This is a genomic window from Marinobacterium rhizophilum (genome assembly GCF_024397915.1).
Taxonomy (GTDB): Bacteria; Pseudomonadota; Gammaproteobacteria; order Pseudomonadales; family Balneatricaceae; genus Marinobacterium_A; species Marinobacterium_A rhizophilum_A.
In genome coordinates this window covers 3,943,794-3,959,351 of sequence record NZ_CP073347.1, presented here as the reverse complement: position 1 = coordinate 3,959,351, position 15,558 = coordinate 3,943,794, and the positions used below count along the sequence as shown (strand labels likewise).

General features: G+C 60.7%; 19 protein-coding genes. 5 read left to right on the top strand and 14 right to left on the bottom strand.

All coding sequences use genetic code 11. The features are described from left to right. Nucleotides 1–22: 22 nt before the first annotated feature. The 3 genes from ribF to murJ all read right to left on the bottom strand — a co-directional run bounded on the left by ribF (nt 23) and on the right by murJ (nt 2,816). Nucleotides 23–949 (bottom strand): bifunctional riboflavin kinase/FAD synthetase, encoded by a 927-nt coding sequence (gene ribF / locus KDW95_RS17885; RefSeq protein WP_255853141.1) that lies wholly within the window; start codon nt 947–949, stop codon nt 23–25. Nucleotides 950–1,091: 142 nt separating this feature from the next. Further along, nucleotides 1,092–1,271, bottom strand: coding sequence for a hypothetical protein (locus KDW95_RS17880; RefSeq protein ID WP_255853140.1), 180 nt, complete (start codon nt 1,269–1,271; stop codon nt 1,092–1,094). Nucleotides 1,272–1,322: 51 nt separating this feature from the next. After that, the gene (murJ, locus tag KDW95_RS17875) at nt 1,323–2,816 is read right to left on the bottom strand and encodes a murein biosynthesis integral membrane protein MurJ (protein WP_255856535.1); all 1,494 of its coding nucleotides are present in this window, start codon (nt 2,814–2,816) and stop codon (nt 1,323–1,325) included. Nucleotides 2,817–3,058: 242 nt separating this feature from the next. Here murJ and rpsT point away from each other — a divergent pair, with 242 nt between their 5' ends. After that, nucleotides 3,059–3,322 (top strand): 30S ribosomal protein S20, encoded by a 264-nt coding sequence (rpsT, locus tag KDW95_RS17870; protein WP_026291846.1) that lies wholly within the window; start codon nt 3,059–3,061, stop codon nt 3,320–3,322. Nucleotides 3,323–3,435: 113 nt separating this feature from the next. Here the strand turns inward: rpsT and proB are convergent, their stop codons facing one another. The 4 genes from proB to rplU form a co-directional block, all read right to left on the bottom strand. Then, a complete protein-coding gene (gene proB / locus KDW95_RS17865; RefSeq protein ID WP_255853139.1) occupies nt 3,436–4,560 on the bottom strand; it encodes a glutamate 5-kinase in 1,125 nt (374 codons plus the stop codon). Nucleotides 4,561–4,575: 15 nt separating this feature from the next. Further along, a complete protein-coding gene (cgtA, locus tag KDW95_RS17860) occupies nt 4,576–5,772 on the bottom strand; it encodes an Obg family GTPase CgtA (RefSeq protein ID WP_255853138.1) in 1,197 nt (398 codons plus the stop codon). A gap of 265 nt (nt 5,773–6,037) precedes the next feature. Further along, complete coding sequence (gene rpmA / locus KDW95_RS17855; RefSeq protein ID WP_255853137.1) at nt 6,038–6,295, bottom strand: 50S ribosomal protein L27; 258 nt, start codon at nt 6,293–6,295, stop codon at nt 6,038–6,040. Nucleotides 6,296–6,320: 25 nt separating this feature from the next. After that, nucleotides 6,321–6,632 carry a 50S ribosomal protein L21 gene (gene rplU, locus KDW95_RS17850; RefSeq protein WP_020682619.1) on the bottom strand — a complete coding sequence of 104 codons (312 nt, stop codon included), beginning with the start codon at nt 6,630–6,632 and terminating at the stop codon, nt 6,321–6,323. Between the two features lie 291 nt (nt 6,633–6,923). On the opposite strand from rplU, the gene ispB reads away from it, so the two are divergent. The 3 genes from ispB (at nt 6,924) to fabB (ending at nt 9,964) form a co-directional block, all read left to right on the top strand. Then, nucleotides 6,924–7,892 (top strand): octaprenyl diphosphate synthase, encoded by a 969-nt coding sequence (gene ispB / locus KDW95_RS17845; protein WP_255853136.1) that lies wholly within the window; start codon nt 6,924–6,926, stop codon nt 7,890–7,892. A 187-nt stretch (nt 7,893–8,079) separates the two neighbouring features. Continuing rightward, nucleotides 8,080–8,595: a 3-hydroxyacyl-[acyl-carrier-protein] dehydratase FabA gene (gene fabA / locus KDW95_RS17840; RefSeq protein WP_255853135.1), complete on the top strand. Its 516-nt coding sequence runs from the start codon at nt 8,080–8,082 to the stop codon at nt 8,593–8,595. 151 nt (nt 8,596–8,746) lie between these two features. Then, a complete protein-coding gene (gene fabB, locus KDW95_RS17835; RefSeq protein WP_255853134.1) occupies nt 8,747–9,964 on the top strand; it encodes a beta-ketoacyl-ACP synthase I in 1,218 nt (405 codons plus the stop codon). 187 nt (nt 9,965–10,151) lie between these two features. Here the strand turns inward: fabB and KDW95_RS17830 are convergent, their stop codons facing one another. The 7 genes from KDW95_RS17830 to moaB form a co-directional block, all read right to left on the bottom strand. After that, nucleotides 10,152–10,403, bottom strand: coding sequence for a hypothetical protein (locus tag KDW95_RS17830; protein WP_255853133.1), 252 nt, complete (start codon nt 10,401–10,403; stop codon nt 10,152–10,154). A 147-nt stretch (nt 10,404–10,550) separates the two neighbouring features. Continuing rightward, nucleotides 10,551–11,282 (bottom strand): lysophospholipid acyltransferase family protein, encoded by a 732-nt coding sequence (locus KDW95_RS17825; protein ID WP_255853132.1) that lies wholly within the window; start codon nt 11,280–11,282, stop codon nt 10,551–10,553. Between the two features lie 2 nt (nt 11,283–11,284). Continuing rightward, nucleotides 11,285–11,542, bottom strand: coding sequence for a molybdopterin converting factor subunit 1 (gene moaD / locus KDW95_RS17820; RefSeq protein ID WP_255853131.1), 258 nt, complete (start codon nt 11,540–11,542; stop codon nt 11,285–11,287). Between the two features lies 1 nt (nt 11,543). Further along, entirely contained in the window at nt 11,544–12,023 is a 480-nt protein-coding gene (moaC, locus tag KDW95_RS17815) for a cyclic pyranopterin monophosphate synthase MoaC (RefSeq protein WP_255853130.1), read from the bottom strand. Further along, nucleotides 12,020–13,141, bottom strand: coding sequence for a 1-acyl-sn-glycerol-3-phosphate acyltransferase (locus tag KDW95_RS17810; RefSeq protein ID WP_255853129.1), 1,122 nt, complete (start codon nt 13,139–13,141; stop codon nt 12,020–12,022). The genes moaC and KDW95_RS17810 overlap by 4 nt, the downstream gene beginning before the upstream one ends. Nucleotides 13,142–13,214: 73 nt before the next feature. After that, entirely contained in the window at nt 13,215–14,438 is a 1,224-nt protein-coding gene (locus KDW95_RS17805) for a molybdopterin molybdotransferase MoeA (protein WP_255853128.1), read from the bottom strand. Nucleotides 14,439–14,441: 3 nt separating this feature from the next. Further along, on the bottom strand, nt 14,442–14,978 hold the full coding sequence (gene moaB / locus KDW95_RS17800; RefSeq protein ID WP_255853127.1) for a molybdenum cofactor biosynthesis protein B: 537 nt from the start codon (nt 14,976–14,978) through the stop codon (nt 14,442–14,444). Between the two features lie 186 nt (nt 14,979–15,164). On the opposite strand from moaB, the gene KDW95_RS17795 reads away from it, so the two are divergent. Next, the gene (locus KDW95_RS17795; RefSeq protein WP_255853126.1) at nt 15,165–15,539 is read left to right on the top strand and encodes a SirB2 family protein; all 375 of its coding nucleotides are present in this window, start codon (nt 15,165–15,167) and stop codon (nt 15,537–15,539) included. Nucleotides 15,540–15,558: the final 19 nt, after the last annotated feature.

Here is a 15,558-nt window from a genome sequence, read left to right as displayed (position 1 = left end):
AGTCGCTTTGAGGTTATGGGTCTTAACAGGCCAATAGCGCCCGGGCCACATCAATATCGTTGAAAATCTGCTGTTTCAGCTGCTCAAGGCCATCGAACTTGCGCTCTTCACGAATGAAATCGGCAAACTCAACGCTCAGCAGCTGACCATAAAGATCACCCTGAAAATCAAACAGGTGTGCCTCCAGTACCGGCTGGGTGCCATGCACGGTCGGGCGCATGCCAATATTGGCCACCCCCGCCACGATCTGGCCATCATCCAGCTCGGCCCGCACGGCGTACACCCCCCGCAGCGGCGCCGCGAAGCGGTGCATGCGCACATTCGCCGTCGGCACGCCCAGGGTACGGCCCAGTTGCTGCCCCAGCATGACCCTCCCGCTGATGCGATAACGCCGCCCCAGCAGCCGTTCGGCCAGGTCCAGGTCATTGCGCGCCAACGCCTGGCGTATCCGGGTACTGCTGACCCGCTCGCCGTCAACCAGGCAGGTGGCCGTGTTCTCCACGGAGAAGCCCTGGGTCGCCCCTACCTGGCACAGCATGGCGTAATCACCGGCCCGGTCGCAGCCAAAGCGAAAGTCATCGCCGACCACAAAATGCCGTACCGCCAGCCCTTCCAGCAGCAGGGCTTCGATAAAGCTCGCCGCCGGCAAACTGCGCAGGCGCTCGTTGAAGGTCAGGCACAGCACCCGGTCGAGCCCCTGGGCACGCAGCAGCCGTACTTTTTCATCAAACCGGGTCAGGCGCGCCGGCGCCTCCTGGCCTGCAAAAAACTCGCGCGGCTGCGGTTCGAAGATAATGGCCACTGTCGGCAAGCCAAGCTCGCGCCCCTTGGCCTTGACTTGCTCCAGCACCTTGACATGCCCGAGGTGCACGCCATCGAAATTGCCAATGGTCGCAACGCACACCCGGTGCTTGTCACGCAGATTGTGTAATCCCCGGATCAATTCCATCAAACGCCAGCCACAGCCTGAAAATAAACCGCAGAATTATAACGCAGATGCAGCGCAACGAGTACCGCAGCGCCACAAGTAGCTGTAACATGCCTCAAAACCCGGCGCAGCCTGCGGATCAACCGGCTACCGAGAGCAACGTTCAAGCCCGCAAATGCCGCAGGCGCAGCCCGGCGAGTAGCAAAGTAGCCGCATAGGCACCCGCCCCCAGCAGCACCAGTGCGGTCATCTGCCAGGCTCGATCCATCAGCCCCCAGGCAAACCATCGCTCCACCGCCGGGGTGAGCAACGAGTACCGCAGCGCCACAAGTAGCCTCAACATGGCTCAATACCCGGCGCAGCTTGCGGAGCAACCGGCTACCGAGAGCAACGTTCAAGCCCGCAAATGCCGCAGGCGCAGCCCGGCGAGTAGCAAAGTAGCCGCATAGGCACCCGCCCCCAGCAGCACCAGTGCGGTCATCTGCCAGGCTCGATCCATCAGCCCCCAGGCAAACCATCGCTCCACCGCCGGGGTGAAATAGACCAGTAGCGCGACCATGACAAGATTGGCGCTACCCAGGCGCAGCAACCAGAGCCCCCAGCCCGGTTGCCAGTGAAATACACCCGCGCGCAGCAAGCCACGCAACAGCAAACCGGCGTTCAAAAAAGCCGACAGCGTTGTCGCCAGTGCCAGCCCCACATGGGCCAGCGGCCATATAAGCAGCAGATTCAGCACCATGTTGACGACCATCGCGATCACCGCGATACGCACCGGCGTGCGCATGTCCTGGCGCGCAAAGAAGCCCGGCGCCAATACCTTGATCAGCATGAACGCCAGCACACCGCAGCCGTACGCCCGCAGGCTACCGGCCGCCATATCGACATCACGCTCGGTCAGAACACCGTAGTGAAACAGGGTGATCAGCAGGGGTTCCGCCAGCAACACCAGCGCCAGCGCCGCCGGCAGGCCGATCAGCAGTACCATGCGCAAGGCCCAGTCCAGCGTGTGAGCAAACTGATCCAGCGATTTCTGCGCATGCTTGCGCGACAGCGCCGGCAGAATCACAGTCGCAATCGCGATACCAAAGACCCCCAGCGGCAGCTCGGACAGCCGGTCCGAATAATACAGCCAGGACACGCTACCGGATTGCAGGAAGGAGGCCAGCACTGTATCCAGCAACAGGTTGACCTGTGCCACCGAAACCCCGAACAGCGCCGGCAACATCAGGGTCATGATTTTCTTGACCCCCGGGTGACCGAAATCCACCACAGGCCCCGGTAACAGGCGAATCTGCCACAGGAAAGGCAGCTGAAACGCCAGCTGCACAAAACCTGCAACCAGAACCCCCCAGGCCAGCGCAAAGATCGGCCGTTCAAACCACTCGCTGAACAACAGTGCCGCCCCGATCAGGCACAGGTTCAGCAGCACCGGCGTAAAGGCCGGCACCGCAAAGCGCTCATAACTGTTAAGAATGGCGCCGGCGAAGGCCGTCATGGAAATCAGCCCCAGGTAGGGGAAGGTGATGCGCAGCATCTCGGACGCGAGCTCGTAGCGCTCGCTGTCGTGCATATAAAAGCCGGGGGCAAAGATCGCCGTCAGCACGGGCGCTGCCACCACCGACAGCACCGTAATACAGATCAGTACCGAGCCCAGGCTCCCCGCCACCCGCGCCACCAGAAACTGCACGTCGAACAGCGATTTCTGTGTGCGGTATTCGGACAGCACCGGTACAAAGGCCTGAGCAAAGGCGCCTTCGGCAAACAGCCGGCGCAGGAAGTTGGGAATCTTGAAGGCGACAAAAAAGGCATCGGCACTGCCGGATGCCCCGAAGTGACTCGCCACCACCACATCCCGTACCAGACCGAGAATGCGCGAGAGCAATGTCATCAGCCCGACCAGGCCGCTGGAACGCAGCAAACTGACCCCCTTTTTGGTTTCTCTACCCTCGTCCGCCACGATCCCTATCCCCAAGCTGTCAGGCACTGTACAATGCGCTGCATCTTACTGTGTCGCAGATAATAATTCCGCTACTTTATTGACAGCCTTGCGTCAAACAGGAATAATCTCGCGTCTTAATTTTCGGCGTTCACTGCCGATGATTTTCCAAATAACTTTGAAGGAGCCGGACTGTGGCAAATTCCGCAGGATCACGTAAACGCGCTCGCCAGTCGGAGAAGCGTCGCCAGCATAACGCTAGCCTGCGCTCCATGGTGCGTACTTACATCAAGAAAGTCGTTAAAGCGATCGATAGTGGCGACAAAGCCGCTGCTGAAGGCGCGTTCAAAACCGCCCAGCCGATCATGGACGGCTCTGTAAACAAGGGTCTGTTCAACAAGAACCAGATCGCTCGCACCAAGAGCCGCCTGAACGCGCGCATCAAGGCACTGGCCTAACCACCAGCCGCCTGACGCAGCAGGGCCTACAAAGCCCTGCCATTAAAAAAACCGGCCCTGGCCGGTTTTTTTTTGTGTCTGCATATCTTCGGCCAAGCCTGGCGCCGACCCGATCAGGCCAGCGCCAGGTTGTCGCGGTGCACAAGCTCCACCTCGCCCATATAGCCAAGCAGTGACTCGATCATTGCGCTTGGCTTGCCCATCAGCTTGCGCGCATCGTCGGCCCCATAGTTCGCCAGGCCCCGCCCCACGATAACACCCTGCTCATCCTGCAGGATCACCATCTCGCCACGGGAAAACGACCCCGAAAGATCCCGCACCCCCGCCGGCAGCAAACTCTTGCCACGCTCGCGCAACGCCGCCACGGCACCTGCGTCCAGCACCAGAGCCCCCCTCGCCTGCAGATGCCCGGCAATCCACTGTTTGCGGGCAGCCTCGGGACTGCGCTCCGGCACCAGCAACGTGCCCACAGCATCACCAGCCTTGAGCCTGAGCAGCACGTCAGGCTCACGACCACTGGCAATCACCGTGACGGCACCACTGCGCGCCGCAAGGCGCGCAGCACGCACCTTGGTTGCCATACCGCCGCGCCCGAGCTTGCCGCCGCCGCCCGCCATGGCAATCAGGGCATCGTCCTCGGCCCGCGCCTCGGACACAAAGGCCGCATCGGGATTGCTACGCGGGTCGGACTCAAACAATCCCAGCTGGTCGGTCAGCAGAATCAGACCATCCGCCTCGATCAGGTTGGCCACCAGCGCACCCAGGGTATCGTTATCGCCGAAACGAATCTCGTCGGTAACCACGGTGTCGTTTTCGTTAACCACCGGCACCACACCCAGGTGTATCAGCTCACCCAGAGCCGCCCGCGCATTAAGGTAGCGACGCCGATTGGAAAGATCCTCGTGGGTTAGCAAAATCTGCGCAGTATGGGTGCCATGGCGCTGGAAATTGGCCTCGTAAGCCTGCACCAGGCCCATCTGACCAATGGCTGCAGCCGCCTGCAAACGGTACATTTCATGCGGCCGGTTCGACCAGCCCAGGCGCGACATACCCTCGGCAACCGCACCCGAGGACACCAGCAGGATCTCCATTCCTTGCGCACGCAGCGCCGCCAACTGGTCCACCCAGCGCGCAATCGCCGCCTGGTCCAGCCCCTCGCCATCATTGGTCAGCAGCGCACTGCCGATCTTAACAACCCAGCGCCCGGCCTTTTTCAGCCTGTTCCTACCCGTGGACACGCGTGAACCCTCTCGCTAGCGAACCCATTCGACATCAACGTCGAACTCGTCATCGTCAAAATCATCCCAGTCATCGTCATCGCCGGTGCGGCGCGCACGAATGGCCGCACGCATGGTTTCAACGCATTCACGCGCCTCTGCGTCAATCTGCAGACGCGTGTTGCGTTCAACCTCCAGCAACTCGGGATCTTCCTGGATCTCCAGCGCCCGCTGATCGAGGAAACCCTGGATATCCTTGACCAGCACCTGCACGCCTTCCTTGTTTATCGCCGAAATGCGATACACGGGCCCTTCCCAGCCCAGTGCATCCACCACCGCCTGGCAACGCTCTTCCTGCTCCTCTTCAGGCACCAGGTCCAGCTTGTTGAGCACCAGCCAGCGCGGCTGAGCTTCAAGCGTCGGGCTGAATTTTTCCAGTTCGGAGACCGCCACACAGGCAGACTGCGCAGCACTCTGCTCATCCCAGGGCGCCATATCCACCAGATGCAGCAACAGACGGTTGCGCGCCAAATGACGTAGGAAGCGAATCCCCAGCCCCGTACCCTCGGATGCACCCTCGATAATGCCCGGTATATCGGCAATAACAAAACTGCGATGACTCTCGGTACGCACCACACCCAGGTTCGGCACCAGGGTCGTAAAGGGATAGTTCGCCACCTTCGGCTTGGCCGCAGATACCGAACGAATAAAGGTCGACTTGCCCGCATTCGGCAAGCCCAGCAGACCCACATCCGCCAGCACCTTGAGCTCGAGCTTCAGGTTGCGCGCCTCACCCGGCGAGCCGTTACTGGTCTGGCGTGGCGCACGGTTGATCGAGCTCTTGTAGCGAATGTTGCCCAGACCATGAAACCCTGCCTGAGCCACTTTCTCTACCTGCCCCTCGACCGTCAGGTCCGCCAGCACTTCGCCGGTATCCTGGTCGACCACCGTGGTGCCCACCGGCAGCTTCAGTACCAGGTCTTCACCCTTGGCACCGGTACACTGACGGGTCATGCCATTCTGGCCATTCTGCGCCTTGTAGTGGCGCGTAAAGCGAAAATCGATCAGCGTATTCAGACCAGCATCCGCCTCAACGAACACAGAACCGCCATCACCGCCATCACCGCCGTCGGGGCCGCCTTTGGCGACATATTTCTCGCGCCGGAAACTCATGCAGCCGTTACCACCTTTTCCGGCTTCCACCGAGATCAACGCTTCATCGACAAACTTCATCAAAACCTCCCCGACGGGCCAGGATCCTGCACTGAATATAGCGCGAACCCGCGTCCCGAATAGCCTCACTCACACCGGCAACGAAATGGCCGGCGCAGAACACCCGATCACATGAAGCCTGCCGGAACAGGCACAACAGACCTCACAATCAAGGCGCCATCATGAGCGACGCAAACGCCGCCCCGCACATGCAAAATCAGAAAATCACGGCCCATACGAAAAAAGCCCCGCACAGGCGGAGCTTTTTCGAACATCAAAACGCGATTCAGGCAGGTACGATACTGATGTACTTGCGCTTGTTTTCGCCCTTGATTTCAAACTTGACTACGCCGTCCGCTTTCGCGAACAGAGTGTGGTCCTTGCCCAGGCCTACATTGGTACCGGCATGGAACTTGGTGCCACGCTGACGAACCAGGATGTTACCTGCAGCAACAACCTGACCACCGAAGCGCTTTACGCCAAGGCGTTTCGATTCTGAGTCGCGACCGTTACGAGTCGAGCCACCCGCTTTCTTATGAGCCATTTTCTATCTCCTGATCTGGGGTGCGTTAGGCACTGATGCCAGTGATCTTCACTTCAGTGAAAGACTGACGATGACCCTGACGTTTCATGTGGTGCTTACGACGCTTGAACTTCAGGATGGTTACTTTCTTGCCGCGACCGTGCTCAACAACTTCAGCAGTCACCTTGGCACCATCAACAACCGGCGCACCGATCTTGATGTCATCACCGGCGCCAACCAGCAGCACACGGTCAAATTCAACGCTGGAACCCAGCTCTGCCGGCAGCTTTTCGAGCCGTACAGTCTGTCCTTCCTGAACGCGGTACTGCTTACCACCGCTAACGATTACTGCGTACATTTCTCTCTCCAGGTCATGCCCATCCGGCTACTGTGAATAACAACCTACTTCTAAGGGCGAAACCCTATGATAGGGAGCAAATTTGGATGAGCTCAGGGCGGGGGATTCTATAGCAAAGGCAAGCCTAACTCAAGCCAGATTCAACCGAATTCGGACAACTTGCGGGCAAGCCTCGTTCAACTGCCCCGCCACCGGCATCAGGGGCCTTTCAGGCCGGCGCTTTCTTGACACCCTCGCAGGCACCCCCTAGCATGCGCGCTTACCATTCGTACAGTCGACGACCCTCCCCACATGCAGCCACATCAGCTAAATCCGGCGATAGAGCCGCAGTTCGAAGCCGTTAATGACTACATTCTCAACCATCTGGGTTCCACCGTCCCACTGGTCGAGAAAATTGGCCACTATATAGTCGAAAGCGGCGGCAAGCGTCTGCGCCCCCTGCTGGTATTGCTCAGCGCCAACGCCTGCGGTTACCAGGGTCAGCACCATGTTCCCCTGGCCGCCATTGTCGAGTTCATTCATACCGCCACCCTGCTGCATGACGATGTGGTCGACAACTCCGACCTGCGCCGCGGCAAGGACACCGCCAATGCGCGCTGGGGCAATGCGCCGAGCGTCCTGGTGGGCGACTTCCTTTACAGCCGTGCCTTCCAGGTCATGGTCGAGATCGGCAACATGGACATCATGCATGTCATTTCCAACGCCACCAATGTCATTGCCGAAGGCGAAGTCCTGCAGCTGCTGAACTGCAAAAACCCGGATACCAGCGAAGACGCCTACATGCAGGTGATTATCGGCAAGACCGCCACCCTGTTTGAAGCCGCCACGGAAACCGGCGCCATCCTCGCCGGCGCCACCGCAGCCGAACGTGACGCGCTGCGCCTGTACGGCCGCCACCTGGGCGTGGCCTTCCAGCTGGTCGATGACATGATGGATTACCTCTCCAGCGCCGAGGAAATGGGCAAGAATGTCGGTGACGACCTGGCCGAAGGCAAGCCGACCCTGCCACTGATCCAGGCCATGAAAGCCGGCACCGACGCAGAGCGCCAACTGATTCGACAGTGCATTCGCAAGGGCGGACTGGACGATCTGCAGCCGGTCCTCGACATCGTGCATCGCACCGGGGCCATCGACTACACACGCGATGCCGCCCAGCGCGCCGCTGCCGACGCCTGCAAGGCACTCCAGGCCCTGCCCGCCAGCTCGTTCAAAGACACCCTGACGCAGCTGGCCGACATGGCCGTCGACCGCACACACTGATCATGCAAACGGAACCTGACCACCTGCAATGCGGGTGCAGCCAGAGGTTCCGTCAACGCCCGCTGCCGAACCAGAACAGGCCCGCCACGGCCCCTTCCCGGCAGAAACAAGCCCCAAACAGTGCTTCAGGGCGTCCGACCCGCTATAATCGGCGGATATTTTTAGCTGGAACCATAAGACTTTCCCTATGACAAAACCCGCTTCTTTTGATCGCGCAGCCCTGCTGAGCTGCGGCCACGGCGAAATGTTCGGTCCGGGCAATGCCCAGCTGCCGGTCGACAACATGCTGATGATGGACCGCGTCGTTAACATTTCGTCGGAAGGCGGCCTCTATGGCAAGGGCGAAATTATTGCCGAACTGGATATCAACCCGGACCTCTGGTTCTTCCAGTGCCACTTCCCCGGCGACCCTGTGATGCCGGGCTGCCTGGGACTGGACGCCATGTGGCAGCTGGTTGGATTTTTCCTTGGCTGGCGCGGCAACCAGGGTCGCGGCCGCGCCCTGGGCTCAGGTGAAGTCAAGTTCACCGGCCAGGTCCTGCCAACGGCCAAGAAGGTGACCTACCATATTCACCTCAAGCGCGTGATCGAGCGCAAACTCGTTATGGGCATTGCCGACGGCTCCGTATTCGTGGACGGGCGCGAAATCTACACCGCCAAGGACCTGCGCGTCGGTCTGTTCACGACCACCGACAACTTCTGATCAGTCGCCCGGAGCTGCCGGCCACAGGCCGACGGCTCGCCCAATCCCGATAAAACCTAATTCAGGTAGCCTTCAGGGGCGCTTTATCGGACAATAGGCGGTCTGTATATCCGCAAAGAACATTACCTTAGTGAAACACAAGAGGCCTCACATGCGTCGTGTCGTTGTTACAGGTATGGGGATCGTGTCCTGTCTGGGCACCGACAAGGATTCCGTCCTCAGCGCCCTCCAGGAGGGACGTTCCGGCATCAAGTTCCAGGAAGAATACAAGGAGCTCGGCTTTCGCAGCCAGGTTGCCGGCAGTATCGACCTCGACCTTGAATCCCTGATTGACCGCAAACTGTTGCGTTTCATGGGCAACGCCGCCGCCTACGCGTACCTGGCCATGGACCAGGCCGTGAAGGACTCCGGCCTGAGCGAAGACCAGGTTTCCAACGTGCGTACCGGCCTGATCGCCGGTTCCGGCGGCGCTTCATCCGCCGATATCGTTGAAACCGCGGACATTCTGCGCACCAAGGGCGTACGCCGCGTCGGCCCTTACCGCGTTACCCGCACCATGGGCAGCACCGTATCCGCCTGCCTGGCCACACCGTTCAAGATCAAGGGCGTGAACTACTCCATTACCTCGGCCTGCGCCACCAGCGCGCACTGCATTGGCAGCGCCATGGAGCAGATTCAGCTGGGCAAGCAGGATGTGGTCTTTGCCGGCGGTGGCGAAGAGCTGCACTGGTCCCTGAGCGTCATGTTCGATGCCATGGGCGCGCTGTCCAGCAAGTACAACGACACCCCGGAACAGGCCTCCCGTGCCTACGACGCCAACCGTGATGGTTTCGTCATCTCCGGCGGCGCCGGCATGCTGGTGCTCGAAGACCTCGAACACGCCCAGGCCCGTGGCGCCAAGATCTACGCCGAACTGGTCGGCTATGGTGCGACCTCCGATGGCTACGACATGGTCGCGCCGTCCGGTGAAGGCGCCCTGCGCTGCATGCAGCAGGCCATGTCGACCGTTGAAGGCCCGATCGACTATATCAACTCCCACGGCACGTCCACGCCGGCCGGTGATATCCAGGAACTGAAAGCCATGAAGATGGCATTCGGCGACAAGATGCCCACCGTCAGCTCCACCAAGTCACTGACCGGTCACTCGCTCGGCGCCACCGGCGTACAGGAAGCGATTTACTGCCTGCTGATGCAGGAAAACAACTTCGTCTGTGCCTCGGCCAACATCGAACAGCTCGACCCGGAAGCCGAAGGCCTGCCGATCGCGACCTCGCGTATCGACAATGCCAACCTGGAACGCGTGATGTCCAACAGCTTCGGCTTTGGCGGCACCAACTCCACGCTGGTGTTCCAGAAGTTCAACGGCTGAGTCGTAGGATGGGTAAAGTGCCGAAGGCACGAAACCCATCACTTCGCCATCAGCAGGTGTTGGGTCCGCCGCTACGCGGCTTGACCCAACCTACATAAAAACCGGCTTCGGCCGGTTTTTTATTGCTGACCATTTGCCCACGGAGTGAACCCCCACGCTCACCGCACCTTTGCGGGGCGCGAATGCCTCAGGCACCGATTTCGCGCATTTCCTGCTCTATCCAGGTGTCCGAATCCCGGTGCACATCATCGACCGTGCGTTCCACCGTTGCCTGCGGCGCGCCGATACGCACCTGCACCCTGCCCGCATCGACAATGCCAACCCGGAACTTGTGATGTCCAACAGCTTCGGCTTTGGCGGCACCAACTCCACCCTGGTATTCCAGAAGTTCAACGGCTGAGTCGTAGGATGGGTAAAGTGCCGCAGGCACGAAACCCATCACTTCACCATCAGCAGGTGTTGGGTCCGCCGCTACGCGGCTTTAACCAACCTACATAAAAACCGGCTTCGGCCGGTTTTTTATTGCTGACCATTTGCCCACGGAGTGACCCCCAGGCTCACCGCACTTTTGCGGGGCGCGAATGCCTCAGGCACCGATTTCGCGCATTTCCTGCTCGATCCAGGCGACCGAATCCCGGTGTACATCATCGACCGTGCGCTCCACCGTTGCCAGCGGCGCGCCGATGCGCACCTGCACCGTACCCGGAAACTTCACGAAGCTCTTGCCCGGCCAGTAGAGGCCCGCATTGTGCACGATAGGTACCACCGGCACCTGACTGTCGACCGCGAGCATGGCGCCACCCTTGTTGAATCGTCCCATCTCGCCCACTTTCACGCGGGTCCCCTGGGGGAATATCAGCACCGGCACCTGCTGTGACAGACGTTCACGCCCCTGCGCCAGCAGCTGCTTCAGCGCCCCGCGGCGCTGACTGCGATCCAGCGCAATGGGCTGCAACATGGCGAGCGCCCAGCCAAAAAAGGGCAGCTTGAGCAGTTCCTGCTTCAGGACTACGGCCTGGGGGCGCACCAGCGTCTGAAAGTACAGGGTTTCCCATTCGCTCTGGTGATTGGACACCACCACATAAGCACCCGAACGCGGCAGGTTTTCCAGCCCCGACACCTCAAAACGCACGCCACAGCACAGCCGCAGCCAGAACATGTAGAAGTAATTCAGCACCGTGAACAGCCGGAAACGGGGACGAAACGGCAACGCCCAGCCCACCAGCAGGCAAAAGCTCGAATACAGGATAGTGACCGGATAAAAGCCCGCGTAAAACAGGGTCGCACGCAGGTAGTGCAGCGGTGTCGCCTTGGACATCCTCAACCTCCGGTAACCGGTGGGAAAAAGGCAACTTCATCACCCTCGGCCAGAACAGCGGACAGGCTGACCATCTCCTGATTCACCGCAACCAGCAGATTGGGTGCCTTGAGCACCCCCTGCCAGGCCTCGCCGCGCTCGGCCACCAGGTAATCGATCAGCTCATCGACACGGGACACCTGTGCCGGACACTGCAACGTCTCGGCATCCAGGCCCAGCTGTTCACGCACACGCGCAAAATATACCAACTGCAATTTCATCTTAATCCTCTACCTTCCAGTGCCCGCTCTTGCCACCTTTCTTTTCCATCACCCGCAGGCCCGAGATCACCATACCGCGATCCACCGCCTTGCACATGTCATACAGCGTCAGCGCCGCCACACTGGCCGCCGTCAGGGCTTCCATTTCCACCCCGGTCTGGCCGGACAGCTTGCAGGTGGCGGTAATGTCAATGCGGTTATGCTCCGGCACCGGCACCAGCTCCACCGCCACCTTGCTCAGCATCAGCGGATGACACAGCGGTATCAGTTCCCAGGTGCGCTTGGCCGCCTGGATACCGGCGATACGCGCGACCGCCAGCACATCACCCTTCTTGTGACCGCCACCCACGATCAGTTGCAGCGTTTCGGGCAGCATCTCGATCCGGGCCTGGGCGACAGCTTCACGGTAGGTCACATCCTTGCCGGATACGTCCACCATATGGGCATGCCCCTGATCGTCCAGGTGCGTCAGTTTGCTCATGAGGCCTCCAGGGAACGCTTGTTAATCAGCGGGTTGGCATACATCTGGCGCATGATTTCCTGCGCACCGGGCTCCAGCCCCTCCAGGCGCTGCTGGAAGGCTTCGCGCTGCTCGTCCGTCACCTCGCCGGCGTCATCCGCCGCGATCAGGTTGGAAGAGTGCAGTTGGTAGTTGGCAATGATTTCACGGTCAATCAGGGCGGCCAGCGCTTCAGGGGACTCAAACTCCCCCTTGATGGGCTCGCCAAAGGCGACATGCACGTCCCCCTTTAGACCGGTGATGCCCTGCACAATGCTATCCAGATCCTCGTACTGCCCCTTGGCATAGCAGCCAGCGCTGGCCCTGGCGTGCAGCTCCCGCGCCTTGGCGGCATCGCAGGGATCGTATTCATAGGAAATGGACACCGGTACCAGGTTCAGCCGGGTAATGGCTTCGCCGAAGGAACGCTGTTTGCGCTGAGACATGTAGAACATCTTCAGAATGGCGGGATCGGTACGATCATTACCGTCCTTGGCCCGGCCTTCACGCTGGGCGATCCAGATGGAGGCGCCCTCGTTGATGCTGTGATCGATATAGGCGGACAACTGATTCAGTGCCGTCATCATCTCGCGGCCACGAGCCGAGCGGTTGACGATAAAGCTCTTGTTGAGCCGCATCAGATCGGACACGTAGGGTTTACGCAGCAGGTTGTCACCGATAGCGATACGGGCCGTGTTCATGCCGGCCTTGTACAGCACCCAGTTCACAAAGGCCGGATCCAGTGCAATATCACGGTGATTGGAAATGAACAGGTAGGCCTCATCCGGATCCAGCCGCTCGATGCCCGAGCAGCTCAGGCGGGTCGTACTGCGCCCGATCATTTTTTCCATGTACTTGGCCACCCGCTCCTGGAAGCCGCGAATGGTTTCCACATCCCCCACTTCCCGCGCCAGCGCCATGCGCACCAGCGGGCGCAGCAGCCAACCAAAGGCTCCCGCCATACGGGGAAACTGGTAACGCGTAACGACCCGGATAAATTCTTCGTTATACAACAACCGGTTGAGCACCTCTGCCACTTCGGTGTCGCGGTACGGACGGATCTCTTTAAACGGATCCTGCAGCGCGGTATTGTCGCTCATGGTGCTCTCTAATTATCGTGAAAGGTTCAGCCGGGCGCTATTTTACCCGCTGGGAGGGGCTTTTGCAGTGCCCTCAGCCAAGTAGCTCCGAGAACGGGATAAAGCCCACCAGGTCGCCCTCGGCAATTCGGGTATCCGGCGGCACAACCACCAGCCCCTGCGCCCAGCTGGCAGAAGACAACACACCGGAGCTCTGGTTCGAAAACGGGCAGGCGCGCCCGGCTTCCAGCCGCGCCCGCAAGTACTCCTGCCGCCCCCCCGGAACCGGCCGGGCAAAGCCTGCGGGCACCTGCAGCATCAGCGGCGGTTCAACCACCGCGCCCTGCAAGCGCAGCAAATAGGGTCTTGCCAGCAGGCAGAAAGTCACCAGCGCCGAGGCTGGATTTCCCGGCAGCCCGAAGAAGGGCACCTGGCCGACACGTCCATAGGCCAGTGGCTTCCCCGGCTTGATGCGCAACCGCCACAGGCGCAGCTGTCCCAATGACTCGACCGCACCCTTGACGTGATCCTCGTCACCGACCGACACGCCGCCGGTGCTGATAATGCAGTCAGCCTGGCGCGCCGCATCCGCCAGCGCCGCACGGGTTGCCTCAGCGGTGTCAGCCACAGACCCCAGATCCAGCACCTGGATACCGAGTTGTCGCAGCAGACCAGCCAGCAGGTAGCGGTTGGAATTGTAAATCTGGCCGGATTTCAGTGCAGACCCGGGCTCCACCAGCTCATCACCGGTACACAGCAGAGCCACACGCAGCGGGCGCGTTACCGTCACGTTGCCCACACCGGTGGATGCCAGCACCCCCAGGTCCGCAGGCTGCAGACGCGTGCCCGCCGCCACGACCAGGGCACCGGCACGAATGTCCTGGCCGCGCGGGCGAACATTCTCGCCTGCCTCTGGCCGCACGGTGAAGCTCACCCGGCCTTCGACAACCTCGGCCTGCTCCTGCATCACCACCGTATCGGCGCCTGGCGGTATCTCGGCACCGGTGAAAATGCGCGCCACGGTGCCAGCCTCCAAAGGCGCAGGCGCAGCCCCCGCCGGAATACGCTGACTGATGCGCAGCCCCGCCGACCCGGCATCGCCGTGCGAACAGGCGTAGCCGTCCATGGCGCTGTTGTCCGCCGGCGGCACATCCACCGCGGCGATCACATCCTCGGCCAGCACCCGCCCTACGGCATCGATCAGCGCCAGCTGTTCGGTGCCCGCGATTGGCTGCACGTCCGCCAGCAGCGCCTCTATGGCCTCTTCAACCAGGACCAGGCCGGGTCTGGCAACAAAGGTGGCATCAGAACCCGCCATGCCTTACACCCGCTCCTGTGCGTGGCGCATCAGCATGTCGACGAAGTTGCACGGGCGATGACGCTTGTCGAGCTGCTCGGCGATAATGCGGTCCCAACCGGTACGACAGGCGCCGGTGGAGCCCGGCAGGCAGAAAATCATCGTACCGTTGGCCAGACCCGCAACCGCACGGGACTGGATGGTTGAGGTGCCAATTTCCTCGAATGAAAGACTGCGAAACAGCTCGCCAAAACCCTCAACCTGCTTGTCGAACAGCGGCTGCAGCGCCTCGGGCGTCGAATCGCGGTGCGAAAAACCGGTGCCGCCGGTGCTGAGAATCACATGTACCTGGGGATCGGCGATCCAGGCGGATACCTGGGCCCGTAACTGATAAATATCATCCTTGACGATGGTGCGCGCCTGCAGCTGGTGCCCCGCCGCTTCCAGCCGATCCACCAGCGCCTGGCCGGAGGTATCCGTGTCCAGCGAACGGGTATCGGATACAGTCAGCACTGCAATGTTAAGGGCAACAAAACCGGTGTCGTTGCTGCAACGTCCCATAAAACCTCTCCTGAAAATTGTTAGAACTGACAAATCCGTCGGCCAGCCGGGCTGGTCAGACAGGGCCCGGTGCGCAACAATGGCTCGCGTGCTACAAACTTTGTAAACCAGAGTCTAAGCACCTGATGCACAACACAAAAAAAGCCCGCACCCGTAAAAACACCCAATTGAAAGAGCCATACAGCCATGTACATGATTCTGAAGCACCTGCACCTGACTGCAGCCACTCTGAGCATTTCCCTGTTTCTGCTGCGCGGCTACTGGATGCTGCTCGGCTCCGGCTGGCAGAACAAACGTCTGATCCGCGTTATACCGCATATTGTGGATACCGTCCTGCTGCTGAGCGCCATCGGTCTCGCCCTGACCCTGCAGCAGTACCCGTTCGTGAATGACTGGCTCAGCGCCAAACTGCTCGCCCTGGTGGCCTATATCGTGCTCGGCATCATCGCCCTTAAGCGCGGCCGGAGCAAGAGCACCCGCACCCTGGCGTTTGGCGCCGCCATTGGCACCTTTGTGTACATTGCCTGGGTTGCCGTAACACGTGACCCGACACCCTGGTAACCCGGGGCCGGCGGCACAG

Bases quoted from the DNA above. Each gene is read 5' to 3' on its own strand.
- KDW95_RS17825 (WP_255853132.1), bottom strand. From the start codon at position 11,282: ATGTCCAAGGCGACACCGCTGCACTACCTGCGTGCGACCCTGTTTTAC.
- cgtA (WP_255853138.1), bottom strand. From the start codon at position 5,772: ATGAAGTTTGTCGATGAAGCGTTGATCTCGGTGGAAGCCGGAAAAGGT.
- moaB (WP_255853127.1), bottom strand. From the start codon at position 14,978: ATGGGACGTTGCAGCAACGACACCGGTTTTGTTGCCCTTAACATTGCA.
- fabB (WP_255853134.1), top strand. From the start codon at position 8,747: ATGCGTCGTGTCGTTGTTACAGGTATGGGGATCGTGTCCTGTCTGGGC.
- KDW95_RS17795 (WP_255853126.1), top strand. From the start codon at position 15,165: ATGTACATGATTCTGAAGCACCTGCACCTGACTGCAGCCACTCTGAGC.
- moaD (WP_255853131.1), bottom strand. From the start codon at position 11,542: ATGAAATTGCAGTTGGTATATTTTGCGCGTGTGCGTGAACAGCTGGGC.
- moaC (WP_255853130.1), bottom strand. From the start codon at position 12,023: ATGAGCAAACTGACGCACCTGGACGATCAGGGGCATGCCCATATGGTG.
- murJ (WP_255856535.1), bottom strand. From the start codon at position 2,816: ATGACATTGCTCTCGCGCATTCTCGGTCTGGTACGGGATGTGGTGGTG.
- ribF (WP_255853141.1), bottom strand. From the start codon at position 949: ATGGAATTGATCCGGGGATTACACAATCTGCGTGACAAGCACCGGGTG.
- rplU (WP_020682619.1), bottom strand. From the start codon at position 6,632: ATGTACGCAGTAATCGTTAGCGGTGGTAAGCAGTACCGCGTTCAGGAA.
- rpmA (WP_255853137.1), bottom strand. From the start codon at position 6,295: ATGGCTCATAAGAAAGCGGGTGGCTCGACTCGTAACGGTCGCGACTCA.
- fabA (WP_255853135.1), top strand. From the start codon at position 8,080: ATGACAAAACCCGCTTCTTTTGATCGCGCAGCCCTGCTGAGCTGCGGC.
- KDW95_RS17880 (WP_255853140.1), bottom strand. From the start codon at position 1,271: ATGTTGAGGCTACTTGTGGCGCTGCGGTACTCGTTGCTCACCCCGGCG.
- KDW95_RS17810 (WP_255853129.1), bottom strand. From the start codon at position 13,141: ATGAGCGACAATACCGCGCTGCAGGATCCGTTTAAAGAGATCCGTCCG.
- KDW95_RS17830 (WP_255853133.1), bottom strand. From the start codon at position 10,403: ATGGGTTTCGTGCCTGCGGCACTTTACCCATCCTACGACTCAGCCGTT.
- KDW95_RS17805 (WP_255853128.1), bottom strand. From the start codon at position 14,438: ATGGCGGGTTCTGATGCCACCTTTGTTGCCAGACCCGGCCTGGTCCTG.
- ispB (WP_255853136.1), top strand. From the start codon at position 6,924: ATGCAGCCACATCAGCTAAATCCGGCGATAGAGCCGCAGTTCGAAGCC.